Source organism: Kibdelosporangium phytohabitans, assembly GCF_001302585.1.
In the GTDB taxonomy this organism is placed as follows: Bacteria; Actinomycetota; Actinomycetes; order Mycobacteriales; family Pseudonocardiaceae; genus Kibdelosporangium; species Kibdelosporangium phytohabitans.
On the sequence record NZ_CP012752.1, the window covers coordinates 11,564,521 to 11,578,914 of the forward strand.

At 68.4% G+C, this 14,394-nt stretch carries 15 protein-coding genes; 1 reads left to right on the forward strand and 14 read right to left on the reverse strand.

Annotation, left to right across the window (positions count from 1 at the left end; all coding sequences use genetic code 11):
• Positions 1 to 20: 20 nt before the first annotated feature.
• The 12 genes from AOZ06_RS52055 to AOZ06_RS52110 form a co-directional block, all read right to left on the reverse strand.
• Entirely contained in the window at positions 21 to 749 is a 729-nt protein-coding gene (locus AOZ06_RS52055) for an SDR family oxidoreductase (RefSeq protein WP_054296154.1), read from the reverse strand.
• Positions 750 to 758: 9 nt separating this feature from the next.
• Positions 759 to 1,871, reverse strand: a complete 1,113-nt coding sequence (locus AOZ06_RS52060) for a glycoside hydrolase family 76 protein (protein WP_054296155.1) — start codon at positions 1,869 to 1,871, stop codon at positions 759 to 761.
• Positions 1,872 to 1,949: 78 nt separating this feature from the next.
• The gene (locus tag AOZ06_RS52065) at positions 1,950 to 2,591 is read right to left on the reverse strand and encodes a TrmH family RNA methyltransferase (RefSeq protein ID WP_236952003.1); all 642 of its coding nucleotides are present in this window, start codon (positions 2,589 to 2,591) and stop codon (positions 1,950 to 1,952) included.
• Positions 2,588 to 2,956, reverse strand: coding sequence for a DUF2784 domain-containing protein (locus AOZ06_RS52070; RefSeq protein WP_054296157.1), 369 nt, complete (start codon positions 2,954 to 2,956; stop codon positions 2,588 to 2,590). Before AOZ06_RS52070 ends, AOZ06_RS52065 begins: the two co-directional genes overlap by 4 nt.
• Before the next feature lie 121 nt (positions 2,957 to 3,077).
• Positions 3,078 to 3,629, reverse strand: coding sequence for an orotate phosphoribosyltransferase (pyrE, locus tag AOZ06_RS52075; RefSeq protein ID WP_417999927.1), 552 nt, complete (start codon positions 3,627 to 3,629; stop codon positions 3,078 to 3,080).
• 129 nt (positions 3,630 to 3,758) lie between these two features.
• The gene (locus tag AOZ06_RS52080; protein WP_054296159.1) at positions 3,759 to 4,562 is read right to left on the reverse strand and encodes an LURP-one-related family protein; all 804 of its coding nucleotides are present in this window, start codon (positions 4,560 to 4,562) and stop codon (positions 3,759 to 3,761) included.
• A 13-nt stretch (positions 4,563 to 4,575) separates the two neighbouring features.
• Positions 4,576 to 5,346, reverse strand: coding sequence for an SDR family NAD(P)-dependent oxidoreductase (locus tag AOZ06_RS52085; protein WP_054296160.1), 771 nt, complete (start codon positions 5,344 to 5,346; stop codon positions 4,576 to 4,578).
• Positions 5,347 to 5,355: 9 nt separating this feature from the next.
• The gene (locus AOZ06_RS52090) at positions 5,356 to 6,048 is read right to left on the reverse strand and encodes a type III secretion system chaperone family protein (protein ID WP_054296161.1); all 693 of its coding nucleotides are present in this window, start codon (positions 6,046 to 6,048) and stop codon (positions 5,356 to 5,358) included.
• Positions 6,049 to 6,081: 33 nt separating this feature from the next.
• On the reverse strand, positions 6,082 to 8,667 hold the full coding sequence (gene clpB, locus AOZ06_RS52095) for an ATP-dependent chaperone ClpB (protein ID WP_054296162.1): 2,586 nt from the start codon (positions 8,665 to 8,667) through the stop codon (positions 6,082 to 6,084).
• A gap of 241 nt (positions 8,668 to 8,908) precedes the next feature.
• Positions 8,909 to 9,355 carry a MarR family winged helix-turn-helix transcriptional regulator gene (locus tag AOZ06_RS52100; RefSeq protein ID WP_054296163.1) on the reverse strand — a complete coding sequence of 149 codons (447 nt, stop codon included), beginning with the start codon at positions 9,353 to 9,355 and terminating at the stop codon, positions 8,909 to 8,911.
• A gap of 738 nt (positions 9,356 to 10,093) precedes the next feature.
• Complete coding sequence (locus AOZ06_RS52105) at positions 10,094 to 10,552, reverse strand: MarR family winged helix-turn-helix transcriptional regulator (RefSeq protein ID WP_054296164.1); 459 nt, start codon at positions 10,550 to 10,552, stop codon at positions 10,094 to 10,096.
• Complete coding sequence (locus tag AOZ06_RS52110; protein ID WP_054296165.1) at positions 10,549 to 11,334, reverse strand: pyridoxamine 5'-phosphate oxidase family protein; 786 nt, start codon at positions 11,332 to 11,334, stop codon at positions 10,549 to 10,551. The genes AOZ06_RS52105 and AOZ06_RS52110 overlap by 4 nt, the downstream gene beginning before the upstream one ends.
• 331 nt (positions 11,335 to 11,665) lie before the next feature.
• On the opposite strand from AOZ06_RS52110, the gene AOZ06_RS52115 reads away from it, so the two are divergent.
• Positions 11,666 to 12,769, forward strand: a complete 1,104-nt coding sequence (locus tag AOZ06_RS52115; protein WP_054296166.1) for an FAD-binding oxidoreductase — start codon at positions 11,666 to 11,668, stop codon at positions 12,767 to 12,769.
• Here the strand turns inward: AOZ06_RS52115 and AOZ06_RS52120 are convergent.
• Together AOZ06_RS52120 and dnaJ are read right to left on the reverse strand one after the other, a co-directional pair.
• A complete protein-coding gene (locus AOZ06_RS52120; protein ID WP_054296167.1) occupies positions 12,766 to 13,221 on the reverse strand; it encodes a heat shock protein transcriptional repressor HspR in 456 nt (151 codons plus the stop codon). The genes AOZ06_RS52115 and AOZ06_RS52120 overlap by 4 nt on opposite strands.
• Positions 13,218 to 14,390: a molecular chaperone DnaJ gene (gene dnaJ, locus AOZ06_RS52125; protein WP_054296168.1), complete on the reverse strand. Its 1,173-nt coding sequence runs from the start codon at positions 14,388 to 14,390 to the stop codon at positions 13,218 to 13,220. Before dnaJ ends, AOZ06_RS52120 begins: the two co-directional genes overlap by 4 nt.
• Between the last annotated feature and the right edge of the window lie 4 nt (positions 14,391 to 14,394).

Genomic DNA, 14,394 nt, shown 5'->3' on the forward strand with positions numbered 1-14,394 from the left:
CGGTATGACCGTGGGCGGCGCTAACGACCGCCGCTGATCGTCACGATCGAGCCGGTCACGAACGACGCCGAGTCCGACAGCAGCCACATCACGCCGTCGGCGATCTCCTCGGGCTGGCCGCCGCGCCGCATCGGGATCAACGGCGCGATCCTGGCCACGCGGTCCGGCGCGCCCGCCGCCTCGTGCAGGTCCGTTTCGACCGTGCCCGGGGCGACGCAGTTGACCCGGATGCCCTCGTTGGCGACCTCGATGGCGAGACCCTTCGTCAAGGTCTCCACTGCTGCTTTGCTTGCCGCGTAATGGACCCATTCACCCGGGGAGCCTCGATGCGCTGCGGTGGAAGAGATGTTGACGATCACGCCACCGGAACCGCCGTGCGCCGTTGACATTCGGCGAACCGCTTCCCTGTTGCACAGGAACGTGCCGACCACGTTCACGTCGAGCACCTCGCGGACCGTGCCGACTTCATGCTCGTCCAGTCGCGCGATCTTGTTGCCGGTGATGCCCGCGTTGCAGACGAGACCTGTCACCGGGCCGAGTCCGGCGGCCGCGTCGAACAGGCGGACGACGTCCGCCTCGTCAGCCACGTTCGCCTTGACCGCGAGGCCTTCGGTGTCCTTCGCGACCGATTCCGCGGCCTGCGCGTTGCCGACGTAGTTCACGACCACCTTGTGCCCGGCCTTGGCGACCACGCGGCAGATCGCCGCACCGATTCCCCGGCTCCCGCCGGTCACGATCACAACACCCATCCCGCCAGACTAGTGACTGCTCTCCAGCAAGGCCGCTGCTTCGAGGACCATCCAGCCACCCAGCTGGGACGCCAGTTCCCGCTCGGCGATCTTGTGCCGCGGTGACCGGGGGACTCGGGCCGGGATCGTCCAGTCCGGCCCGAAGAGGGGGCCGCCGCGTGCCACGGCGCGGTTTCGCCATGCTGCCGCCGCGCTCGTCATGACCAGGCGTTCCGCCACGTGACTCGCGGCCATACCCGTCGCTGACGCTCCTGTCAGCGCGGGCAGGCGCAGTGCCGCCAGCGCCAGGTAGCGCGCCAGGATGCCTGTGTAGATGCCGCCGTCGTCACCGCCTTGGCCGCGTAGGACGCCGTTGTTGGCCAGGTGTTCGGACACCGCGATGATCGTGCGCTCGGCGCGTTCCGCCCACACCGGGTCACCGGCCGCGAGTTCCAGGCATACGCCGAGGTAGACGCCCTGGATGAAGGTGTACGCCTCTTTGATCGTCTCGCGGACCTCGCCGTCGAGGTTGACGTGCAGGCCCACCCAGACCAGGCCGGTGATCTCGTCGAGCAGGCTGTCTTCCATCCACTCGGCGATCGCCCGCGCGCGTTGCATGTCGACCCGGTCGCCGCAGCGGGCCAGCAGGATCGTCGCCGGGCCGTTCACCCTGACGCTCTTGAGGTTCTCGTCCGCGCGGGACCACAGGCCGCCGCCCGCGTGGTCGGTCCAGGCTCCGCGCAGACCGCGGACGATGTCGCGGACCGCGATTTTCACGGGCGTGTACTGCGCCGCGCGCATCAAGGCCAGGCCCAGCCACGCCGCGTCGCCGTAGTCCTCGTCGACCCATCTGCGGCCGTGCCGCAGTCGGACGCTGCGCACGATGCGGGCGATCGAGGTCGCACGGGCCGCCGTCGGGTTGCGCTCCTGCGCGTCCACCAAGCAGTCGATCAGGTGTGCTTGGGCGAAGTAGTTCCACCTTCCGAACAAGCGCTCACCACGAGTGGGTGGCCACCCGTCGACGCCGAGCAACGTGCCGGGGCGCGCCCATAGCCGGCGCAGGTGCCTGGCGTGCACACCCAACTCCGACACCGCGGCGCGCGCCGCCCACAAGCGGGCGGTGGCGACGAGCTCTCTGGCCATATCGCCCATGGTGGTATCTGGATCGGTCCCGAGGTACCCCTCAGCGTGGTACGTGCCCCACTTGGGGTAATTAATCCATCACCAGGCGGAATCCAGGTTCGCGTGGTCACGGATCCATGAGTGCATCACCACTCCGGCGGCCACCCCGGCGTTGATCGAGCGGGTCGAGCCGAACTGCGCGATCGACACCGTCATGGTCGCCGCCTCGCGGGCCTGTTCGGACAGGCCAGGGCCCTCCTGGCCGAACAGCAGCACGCAGTGCCGCGGAAGTTTGACAGTCTCCAGCCGCTGCGCGCCCGGCGTGTTGTCCACGCCGACCAGCGCCAGCTCCTCGGCACGGGTGAACTCGAGCAAAGAGCCCACATCCGGGTGATGCACGACGTGCTGGTAGCGGTCCGTGACCATCGCGCCTCTGCGGTTCCACCGCCGCCTGCCGACGATGTGCACCGCCTTGGCCAGAAACGCGTTCGCGGTGCGGACGACCGTGCCGATGTTGTGGTCGTGCTGCAAGTTCTCGATCGCGACGTGGAAATCGTGGCGCCTGGTGTCGAGGTCGGCGATGACCGCCTCACGGCGCCAGTAGCGGTACGCGTCCACCACGTTGCGCTTGTCCCCGTCGGCCAGCAGGTCGGGGTCGTACTTCGGGTCGTCCGGCAACGGGCCGTCCCACGGGCCGACGCCGACGGGGTCGCCGAACACCCACTCCGTCGGTCCGGTCACGCGGGCACTTTGGCCTGGTTGCGCCACCGGACGTACGCGCCGGCATAGGACACGACGAGCACCACGATCGCTAGCACTGCCACCACCGGCAACAGGTTACGCGGGACCAGTTCGCCGTAGATGTAGTACTCGTTGAAGCCGCCGGGCAGCGACCCGAGACCTTGCCGGTGCCGGAAGTAGTCCTCCAGCGCGGTCAGCGGGCACGGCAGCCACGGGACCACGTTGACCGCGACACCCCACGCGGCGAAGAACATGTGGACGAAGATGGTCTTCGGCCAGCGCCACGCCAGGAAACCGCCCAGGCCTATGAAAACCAGCGCGGCGAAGTGCACGACAACCGTCACACCGGCAAGGAACGCGTCCACCCGCCATCACCACCCTGCAGTTCTCCCCTTGCCACCAAGTCTGGCCTTGACATGGCGGTGAAAGCAACTGTTCACGCAGGTAGTGGGGCTGCCCACCCCCAAGGTGGGCAGCCTGCACCCTTCACAGACCCAGATCGGCCAGACCCAGCAGGTACCGGTACCGCAGACCGGCTGCCTCGATGGCCTCCTTCGCACCGGTGGCCCGGTCAACGACAGTGACCACACCGACGACCTCGGCGCCCGCCTCACGCAGCGCCTCCACGGCGGTCAGGACGCTGCCACCGGTGGTCGAGGTGTCCTCGACGGCGAGCACACGCTGCCCGGCGACCTCGATGCCCTCGATCCGCCGCTGCATCCCGTGGCCCTTGGCCGACTTGCGGACGACGAACGCGTCCAGCACGTCACCCTGCGCCGCGGCGGCGTGCATCATCGCGGTCGCGACCGGGTCGGCGCCGAGCGTGAGGCCGCCGGCGGCCACGTAGTCCCAGTCGGCGGTGAGCTGACGCAGCAGCTTGCCGATCAGCGGGGCGGCGGCGTGCTGCAGGGTCGCCCGGCGGAGGTCGACGTAGTAGTCGGCCTCCTTGCCGGAGGACAACGTCACACGGCCGCGGACAACAGCGAGTTCGGTGATGAGCCGAGCGAGTTCGGATTTGGCGTTCTGGTCAACAAGCACGGAGCCCATTGTCCTCGTTCCGCTCGGACGGGTTTGGCCGCCAGGCAGCCGGTCATCGCCACCGCGCCCCGCGCGACCGACTTCTTCGCTGCGACCTGCACACCGTTGGCCGCCTCAAGCCACCGCCGGTCAGCCGAAGCCGCGATCGTCCTGCTTCAGTGCCGTGTCGACCGCGAGGCCCGCCGCGACGACCAGGCTCGCGATCGGGTTCTGCAGCTGGCGGTGGATCTGCACTACGTAGTTGTCCGCCGTGGTGAACATGGTCCTGGCGAAGCCCTCCCACGTCTTGGTGATCCTGGCGATCTCCTGGCCGGTGTGGTCGTGGATCATGAAGTTCCACGCACGCCAGTTCTCGCCGCGGATCCCGCCGACCTGCTGGCCGTTCACCACGAACGCGAAGTTGATCTTCCCGATCATGTTCTCCTGGACGATCTCGCCGATCGGCTGGCCGTTGCCGTGCTCGACGACGATCCGGGACTTGAACACCTTCGCCGGCCTGGTCAGCCGCAGCAGCGTCTGGCCGTTGAGGTCGCGCACCTCCAGCTTGTGCGTCATGAACTGGTCGTAGCTGGAGAAGAAACGCACGGCCTTCTTCAACGCGCTCTGACCGACCTGCACCACCGACGCCAGCTGCCGGCCCTGCTGGTCGAACACGGCGTACTCGTTGGCCATCTCGATCAGCTTGGTCTTCTGGTTCACCACGAGCACCGGCTCGGTGAACAGCGTCCCGCCGCCCTGCCCGCCCGGTGCGCCGCCCCCGGCCCGCTGGACCTGCTGCTGCACCCGGCCCGGGTCGTGCCCGCCGCCGAGTTCGACCTCCCACGCGCTGGCGTCCGACTTCTGCTGGGTGTGGTTGGTCCACTGGGTACCGTCCCACCACCGCAGCACCGTGGACTCTGGACGCTCTGGGTACCAGCCGGGCGGTTGGCTCATCGGGGACTTCCTTTCACGTGCGGTCTCTGGCGACGCGGGCCTCCAGCCTGCGCAGCAGGCCGTGCGGCACCAACCGGGTTGTCCCTACCAGGAACTTGTACTGCCAGCCCGGGATCGACCGGATCCGGCCGTTGGCCAGGTCGGTCATGCACTCGTCGACCACCTTTCGCGCCGAGAGCCACATGAAGTCCGGGAGGGTCTGCGTCTTGTCGCCAGCGCGTTCGTGGAACTCCGACCGGGTGAAGCCGGGGCAGAGGGCCAGAACACGCACACCCGTGCCCTTCAGCGTCGGCGCGATGCCCTCGGAGAACGCCGTCACGTAGGACTTGGTGGCGCCGTACAGCGCGCCGGTGGCGGGGAAGAAGCCCGAGATGCTGGACACGTTGATCACGGCGCCGTGGCCGCGCTCGACCATGCCTGGCAGCGCCGCTCTCGTCAGCCGCAGAACACTGGTCACGTTCACGTCCAACTGGCCCTGCATCCGGTCGAACGGCATGTCCGCGAACTGGTCGGTGGTGCCGAAACCGGCGTTGTTCACCAGCAGGTCCACCGGGTCGCCGCCGATGAGGCGCTGCTCGACGGCCAGCCTGCCCGCCGCTGTCGACAGGTCCGCGGGCAGCACTTCGGCTCGCACGCCGTAGTCGGCCTCGACCTGCGCCGCTGCTTCACGCAGGCGGGATTCGGTACGGGCGACGAGCACGACCGAGTACCCGTCGGCCGCGAGGCGGTGCACGAAAGCGTTTCCGATTCCCGCGGTGGCACCGGTGACCAGAGCAGTTGGCATGCGGCCAAACTACTGGCCGTGCCGTCCCGGCGGGAGTTGAGCGGTGCCGCCGTCCGACGGCTCGTCGTCCTCGAACGGGTCCACCACGTCGGCCACCTCGCCGAGGCTGCGCAGCAGGCGCTCGAGCCGGGAGGGATTGGCGTTGACGGGCGCGGCCGCGAGCACCCAGCCGTCCTCGATCCAGGCGACCATCACGTCCGGACCGACCTCTTCGGACGCGTCCACCAGGTCGGGGGTGATCAGGGCGCGGGCCTTGGCCAGGTCCGAGACGAAGGCGTACCGCTGGCCGACCGGGCCGAGCAGTTCGGGCATGTGCTCCTGCTCGAACGGGACGCTCGGCAGCCACAGCTCCACCACGACCTCGTGCTTGCGGCGGCACTGCACCGCCACGATCACCGCGCTGACGCGGCCACCGTTGTCGAGGTCGTAGACGTAGACACGGCGCCTGCCGTCCGCGGTGAAGGTCGAACCGGCCACCACGTCCCTGGCGATGCCGCCGCCGTAGTACGCGAGCGCGCCGCCGTCCCACTGGGTCGGCAGGACGTTGTCGGTCTCGGTGAACTGCCAGCCGCGTAAGGCGGCCCACCTGCGGCGTTCACGGTTGCGGGATGTCCTGACGGCACGGTCTCTGGCGAGCAGCGCGGCTCCACCGACGGCCGCCACAGCGGCAACGGCGAACCACACCCACGCGGAGATGCCCACCAGTCAGAGACTAGCGGACATCCCCGTCAGGGATCATTCGGCGCGCGCTACGACCAAGGCCGCTGTGTCGTTGGTGGTGTCCACCTTGACCGTGTCGCCGTCGGTGATCTCGCCTGCCAGCAACTTCTTCGCCAGCTGGTCACCGATCGCCGACGAAACAAGGCGCCGCAACGGCCGCGCACCGTACACCGGGTCGAACCCGTTGAGCGCCAACCAGTCCCGCGCCGCGGGGGTGACATCGAGGACCAGTCTGCGCTGGGCCAGCCTGCGGCCGAGCCGGTCGATCTGGATGTCGACGATCGAGGTCAGCTCCTCGGTGGCGAGCTGGTGGAACACCACGATGTCGTCGAGCCGGTTGAGGAACTCCGGCTTGAACTGCCGCTGCACGACAGCCAGCACCGCGTCCTTGCGCTGCTGCTCGTCCAGGTTCACGTCGGCGATCGCCTGCGAGCCCAGGTTGGAGGTCAGCACCAGGATCGTGTTGCGGAAGTCGACCGTGCGGCCCTGGCCGTCGGTCAGCCTGCCGTCGTCGAGGACCTGCAGCAGCACGTCGAAGACGTCCGGGTGGGCCTTCTCGACCTCGTCGAGCAGGACGACGCTGTAGGGCCGCCGCCGCACCGACTCGGTGAGCTGCCCGCCCTGGTCGTAGCCGACGTAACCGGGCGGGGCGCCGACCAGGCGGGCCACCGAGTGCTTCTCGGCGTACTCGCTCATGTCGATGCGGATCATCGCCCGCTCGTCGTCGAACAGGAACTCGGCCAGCGCCTTGGCCAGCTCGGTCTTGCCGACACCGGTGGGGCCGAGGAACAGGAACGACCCGGTCGGGCGGTCCGGGTCCGCGACTCCGGCCCGCGACCGGCGGACCGCGTCGGACACCACGCGCACGGCCTCGGCCTGACCGACGACCCGCCTGGCGAGTTCGTGCTCCATCCGCAGCAGTTTGGCGGTCTCGCCCTCGAGCATCCGGCCAGCCGGGATGCCGGTCCACGCGGACACGACCTCGGCCACGTCGTCCGGGCCGACCTCTTCCTTGAGCATGACGGATTCGGACCTGGTCGACTCGGTGGCGGCCTCGAACTGCTTCTCCAGCCCGGGGATCCGGCCGTAGCGCAGCTCGGAGGCCCTGGCGAGGTCGCCGTCGCGCTCGGCCCGGTCGGCCTCGCCGCGCAGCTGCTCCAGTTCCTCCTTGAGGTTGCGGACCTTCTCGATCGAGCCTTTCTCGTTCTGCCAGCGCGCGGTCAACGCGTTCAGCGCCTCCCGCTTCTCGCTGAGCTCGGCGCGCAAGGCGGACAGCCGCTGCTTGGAAGCCGGGTCCTCCTCCTTGGCCAGCGCCATCTCCTCGATCTCCAGGCGGCGCACGGCGCGCTCGACCTCGTCGATCTCGACCGGGCGGGAGTCGATCTCCATCCGCAGCCGGGACGCGGCCTCGTCGATCAGGTCGATCGCCTTGTCGGGCAGGAACCGGGCGGTGATGTAGCGGTCGGACAGGGTGGCGGCGGCGACAAGGGCGGCGTCGGTGATGCGGACACCGTGGTGTACCTCGTAACGCTCCTTGAGGCCACGCAGGATGCCGATGGTGTCCTCGGCTGACGGCTCGCCGACGAGCACCTGCTGGAACCGGCGCTCCAGCGCGGGGTCCTTCTCGATGTGCTCGCGGTACTCGTCCAATGTGGTCGCACCGACCATGCGCAGCTCACCGCGCGCCAGCATCGGCTTGATCATGTTGCCCGCGTCCATCGCGCCCTCGCCGGTCGCGCCCGCGCCGACGATGGTGTGCAACTCGTCGATGAACGTGACGACCTGCCCGGCGGAGTCGGTGATCTCCTTGAGCACGGCCTTGAGGCGCTCCTCGAACTCACCGCGGAACTTCGCACCGGCGACCATGGAACCGAGGTCGAGGGCGACGACTCGCTTGCCGCGCAAGGATTCCGGTACGTCACCGGCGACGATGCGCTGTGCGAGGCCCTCGACGATGGCGGTCTTGCCGACACCGGGCTCGCCGATCAGGACGGGGTTGTTCTTGGTACGACGGGAAAGCACCTGCACGACACGGCGGATCTCGGCGTCCCGGCCGATCACCGGGTCGAGCTCGCCCTTGCGCGCCCGCTCGGTGAGGTCGACGCCGTACTTCTCCAGCGCCTGGTAGGTGCCTTCGGGATCGGGGCTGGTCACCCGCGACGAGCCGCGGACCTTGGTGAACGCGTCCTTGATCGCCTCGGCGGTCGCACCGTGCCTGCGCAGCAGCTCGCCGACCGCGCCCCGCTCGTAGGCAAGGCCGTAGAGGACGTGCTCGGTGGAGACGTATTCATCGCCCATCTCAGTCGCGAGCTTCTGCGCCTGCGACAACGACCTGGCCGCCTCGGCGTTCAGGTTCGGCTGCGACACGGTGGCGCCGGTCGCGGCGGGCTGGGCGGCGAGAACCTTCTCCAGTTCCTTGCCGATCACCCGGGGGTCCGCTCCGACCGCTGTCAGCAGCGGCGCGGTCAGTCCGTCGCCCTGTGCGAGCAGCGCGGCGAGCAGATGCGCCGCCGAGACGTCCGGATTCCCGGCGACAGTGGCCGCCTGGACCGCGGCGGAAACCGCCTGCTGGGTCTTCGTGGTCGGGTTGAAAGCGTCCATCCCTCACCTCAGTACGCGTGTGATGCCTGGTGCCAGCTTTCCGCAGAAGCCGTCACCATGCTCAACGTCAGAAAAGTTGAGTCTGTTCCACTCAACCCAAGTTCACTCACATGTACCAACGCGGTTGTCCACACAAAGTGCCCAGTTGTCCACAAACCGCAGGTCGCTATCCACAGCCAAGTGGACAACCGACACAGGCACACACGAGCAAGCGTCCGTCCGGGTGGACCTGGGCACACCGCTAGCCGGACAGGCGAGCCCGCAGACCCTCGTTGATCCGGGCGAGGTACTCGGTGGCGACGGTGACGGACTCGGCGTCCCAGTCACTCAGCGCATCGGCCATGGCATCAGCCTGATGCTTGCGCCACTGGTCGAGAACCCGCTCACCCTCCTCGGTGACACTCAGCAAGGCAGCACGACGGTCATCGGGGGCGGGACGCCGAGTGATCAACCCGATCTTCTCCAACTGAGCAGCCTGACGACTGACAACGGAAGCATCGACGAAACGCTGACCGGCCAGATCGGAAACGCGGGACTCACCGCGATGGGACAACTCGGCCAACAGCTTGCCCGCCCCGGGCTGCAGGCGAGTCTCCTCCCAGCTGCGCATGGTGGCGGCGTGCTGCATCTCCATCAGAACCCGGACCTGCCGCAGCAGCCCGATGTACTCCTCGGAAGTGGGCTTCATCGCCGAACCTCCACCACTGGTTGTCAAATACAACTATATCAGCAGCCCAAAACGGCCATGACTCCCTCGCATGAGCCATGGCCGTCAGGTCGTGCCTTGATCAGCACAGCGAACGCCCCAAGAGTGAGTGGTCGGACGTGAACACGTCGTAAGCCCACCGACACCGTCACGAGGACTCAGCGCTGGCGGCAGTTGAAGGCCTGAACACAACCGACCTGGTCAGCCGAGCGCGCACCCGCAATGTGCCGCCCGCGCGCAGGGCGGTCGCGGCTAGGACAAGCGGAGATCGCTGCTGACGTGCAAGCACGGAACCAGCCACAACGGCGTGCGCGCAAGCGCAGAGGTGGGCTTCGGGGGTGCTCCTGCCCAGAGGTCTGCCACCCGGCGAGGGACCATCTTGTTCCGTGCAAAAACCACAACAAAATCCCTAGCACCTATACACACAGTCCCCCACCCAACCCGGGGGGGCGTCCCTGCTCCAGTCTAACGGGGAAACAGCAGGTCGAGGGGGTTACCGGCCAGTTGTGGACAACGGGATTTGACGACGATCCCTTTGCCTCGACGCGGTCGTACGGACACCACTGAGCCGACGATCACCAGCCGGTTTCCACTGGCCGCAGGTCCCACGCGGTGCTCACAGCGGCGATCACTGCCCAGAGCCACAGCAGTCACTGACTGGTGACCACCGGCCACGTGTGGACAGCATCGACGAGGGGGCGATCGGCGCGAGCAGCCACGTCAGAGGTCGTTGTTGAGTTTGCCGAGAAGAGTGGAGAACGTGGTGATCTCCTCGGTGGGCCAGCTGTCGAGGATGGAGTGCAGACGGGCGCGGCGATCTGTTCGGACGGTGTCGAGGCGCTGGGTTCCCACGTCAGTCAGTTGGACGAGCCGGGCGCGGCCGTCGTGGGGGTCTGGCACGCGTTCGACCAGGTCGAGTTCTTCCAGGCGGGCTATCTGGCGGCTGATGGTCGACTTGTCCAGGCCGGTTCGTTCCACCACGTCCGCTGCTCTTACCGGGCCGATGTCGCCGAGGTGGAGCAGCAGGGCGTAGCAGGCCGCGTCCAGTTCCGGGTGGACTCGTGCCGCGAGGCTCAGTGAGACGCTTCGAGCCCGGCCGAACAGGACCGACAGTTCGCGTTCCAGTGCGTGGGTCGCGGACTCCCGGTCGCCGGTCGGGTGGGTGCTCGTGCTGTTCACTGCCGGGAAGTGTGCACCACTTGCCGGTCAGATCGCTGTGTGGCCTTGGCTGAGAAGTAGTCGCCGCCCTTGCGCCTGGTGTCGTCGGTGCCCCATTCGCGGGTGCGGTCCACCGGTCGCAGGTGGGGGATGTGTTTGCGGCAGTGGATGTACGCCTCTTCCACCTGCACCACCACCCAGCGTTCGGGGGTGCGGCCGCGGTCGTGGTCGCCGGGCAGGCCGGGGTGGTTCGCGCGCATGTCCGCGTCTTCGACGACCCGTGCTTTGCCGTTGACGTGCAGGCCGATCAGGTCTCTGACGAAGTCGACCATCAGGATTGCCAGGTGAGGGTTCTCACTCACGTTGCCGAGGCTGGCGTGGACGCCGTTGCCCCGGTATTCGGGGTACGCGATGTGCTTGGCGTCGAGGACGCGCAGGAATCCCGGTGGGCCCGCGCGGAACGACGAGTCGCATTCGCCCTTGGCGTCCGCGCTGGCGATGAAGGCCATCTCCATCCGGCCGATGAACTCGATCATCGCTTCGTTGAGGTGGTCGAGCAGTTGGTTGTCGTAGAACCTCTTGGCCCGGTCGCGGCTGCCGTACGCGCATTGCAGGAGGTGCTCGCCTCTGGATCCGGGCAGCTCAGCGGCTTCGGTGTCGACGAAGGGGTCGGCGAGCGGGCCGGGCACTTCGGTGCCGGCGACGGCGAGGTCGGGCCGTGGCCGGGGTGGGGGCTCCGCCAGTTCGAGGTCCAGCAGATGCGCCTCGGCGGTGCCGGTCGGGGTCGGGGTTGCGGAAGGCACGCGCGTAACAGTTTCATATCAAGCAGCGAGCGCCCAGCCCGCCCATCGGTTGTCCACCGGAAGAGGGAACACGGGGGACATTCCGTCACACACAAGTACACGAAGGTGGCATCAAGGCGGACATCACACGAGAATCGGGTTACTGTCCAACCCTGTCGGGGGATGGATGCATGAGTAGACCGTGACGCCCGTCAAGACGTCTGAGCCAGAGGTTGGAGTCCGTGCCCCGACCATGACCGCAAATGCCGTAGTGAGTCCGATACCGCAATCCCCCAAGTCCCCGAGCCCGGCACCCGCGAGATCGGCGGACGCCGCCTCCGGCGCGGCCGCGATGGTGCGGCTGATCCGGGAGAGCTTCGCCGTCGTCGAGCCCAAGGCCGACGAGGTGGCCAAGTTCTTCTACGGGATGTTGTTCAGCCTGTCGCCGAACGCGCGGGAGATGTTCCCCGCCAACATGGAGGTCCAGCGTTCCCGGCTGTTGCGCGCGCTCGTGCACTTCGTGCAGCTTGTCGACCGGCCGGACGACCTGACCCCGTTCCTGCGCCAGCTGGGCCGCGACCACCGCAAGTTCGGCGTGATCAGCGCGCACTACGAGGCCGTCGGCACGGCCTTGATCGCCGCGGTGAAGAAGTTCTCCGGCAGGTCCTGGACCGACGAGATCGAACGCGCGTGGGCCGAGGCGTACACGATCATGGCCCGCGCGATGCTCGACGCGGCCAACGCCGACGACGGACCCGCCTGGTGGCCCGCGGCCGTCGTCGACCACCACCGCATCGGCTACGACCTCGCGGTGGTCACTGTGCAGACCGATCACCCCGTGCCGTACACGCCCGGCCAGTACGTCAGCGTCGAGACTCCGCACCGGCCCCGGTTGTGGCGGTACCTCTCGCCTGCCAACGCGCCGCGTGAGGACGGCACCATCGACTTCCACATCCGGACGGTCGAAGGCGGCTGGGTCAGCCGGGCCATCGTGGGACACACGCAGGTCGGCGAGACGTGGCGGCTCGGTCCGCCGCTCGGCCGGATGCGGGTGGACAGGGAGAGCACCAAGGATTTAGTCATGGTCGCCGGCGGAACGGGTCTGGCTCCCATGCGGGCGATCATCGACGAGCTCAGCCAGTGGGGCGAGAACCCACGCGTGCACCTGTTCTACGGCGGACGCGTGCTGTCTGATCTGTACGACCTGAAGAACCTGCAGCAGCTCGCCAGCACCAACCCCTGGCTGACCGTCGTCCCCGTGCTCGAGTCCGAACCGGACGCCACCGGCGTCGAACACGGCACGCTGGCGGACGTGGTCACGCGCTACGGGGCGTGGGCCGACCGTGACGTGCTCGTCAGCGGGTCGCCCGCGATGATCAGGTCGACCGTGTCGCGCATGCTCGTCGCGGGTACGCCGCTGGACCACATCACGTACGACCCGTTCACGCTGGACTAGTAGCGGCGGGGCTGCGGTTTCCAGACCACCAGCGCGGTTTTCGGCTTGTGCACCGGTACCAGCTCGTGCCGGTAGGAGGCGTGCACAGCCGCCGCTGCCTGCTCGGCCGCCGTGTAGGCCGCCGCCAGTTCGTGGGTGAGTTCCTCGACACGTGCCTGCAACGCGGTCACCTGGTTCTCCAGGTGGATGATCCGCTTGATGCCCGCGAGGTTCACGCCCTCCTCCTGGGAGAGGCGCTGAACCTCACGCAGCACCGCGATGTCGCGCATGGAGTACCTGCGGCCACCGCCCGAGGTCCGGCCGGGGGAGACCAGACCGAGGCGGTCGTAGCTGCGCAGGGTCTGCGCGTGCAGGCCGGACAACTGGGCGGCCACCGAGATCACGAAGATCGGGGTGTCCTCGTCGGCGTTGGCCGGGAAGGGGACACCGCTGGGGAACGAGGGCATCATCATTCGCTCCTCTGTTTCAGCAAGGCGGTCAGCTCAGGCCGGGGGTCCTGGCCCGAAGTGGCCTTCGTGTACTCCTCCAGCGCTGCCTGCGCCTCGTCGGACAACTTGCCCGGCACCGATACCTGCACGGTGACGAGCAGATCCCCGGCCACGCCGTCGCGCTTGACGACGCCCTTGCCGCGAACCCGGAACACCCGGCCGTTGGCTGTGCCCGGTGCGACGCGCAAGGAGACCTTGCCGTCCAGTGTGGGCACGGTCAGCGTGGTGCCGAGCGCGAGTTCCTGGAACGTGACCGGCACGGTGATGGTCACGTCGTTGTCCGAACGGCCGAAGATGGGGTGCGGGGTGACGTGCACGCGTACGTACAGGTCCCCGGCGTGCCCGCCGTTCTGGCCGGGTTCGCCCTGTTCGGCCAGCCGGATCTTCTGGTCGTCCTCCACTCCCGGCGGGATGCGGACGGTCAGGGTCCGGCTCTTGGTGCTCACGCCGTCGCCGCCGCACTCCGGGCACGGGTCGTCGACGATGCGGCCGGTACCGCGGCAGTCTCGGCACGGCTCGCTGAAGGCGAAAGCGCCTTGGCTGCGCGTGTTCAGGCCGGCGCCGTTGCACGTCGGGCAGGTGCGCGGGGTGGTGCCCGGCCGGGCACCGTTGCCGTTGCACGTGCCGCACGTGGACGGGCTGGACAGTCGCAGCGGGACTGTCGCGCCGCGGACCGCTTCCAGGAAGTCGATCCGCACCTCGGTGTCCACATCGGCGCCGCGGCGCGGCCTGCCCGCGGTCGATCCCTGGCCGCGCCTGCCGAACAGGCCGCCGAGGATGTCACCGAGTCCGCTGAAGCCGCTGCCCGCGCCCTGCGCGTTGGCGCCGCCGAAGATGTCGCTGACGTCGAAGCCGCCCGCGCCACCCCCACCGCCGCCGAAGCCGCGCAACCCGCCGCCGAACAGCCTGCGGGCCTCGTCGTACTGCTTGCGCTTCTCGGGGTCGCCGATCACGCCGTACGCCTCGGACACCGCCTTGAACCGCGACTCGGCCTCGGCGTTGCCGGGGTTGGCGTCCGGGTGCAGCTCCCTGGCCAGCTTGCGGTAGGCCTTCTTGATGTCCGCGTCCGTCGCGCTGGACGAGACGCCCAGCTCACGGTAGAAGTCCTTGTCGATCCAGTCCCTCGCGCTCACCGGA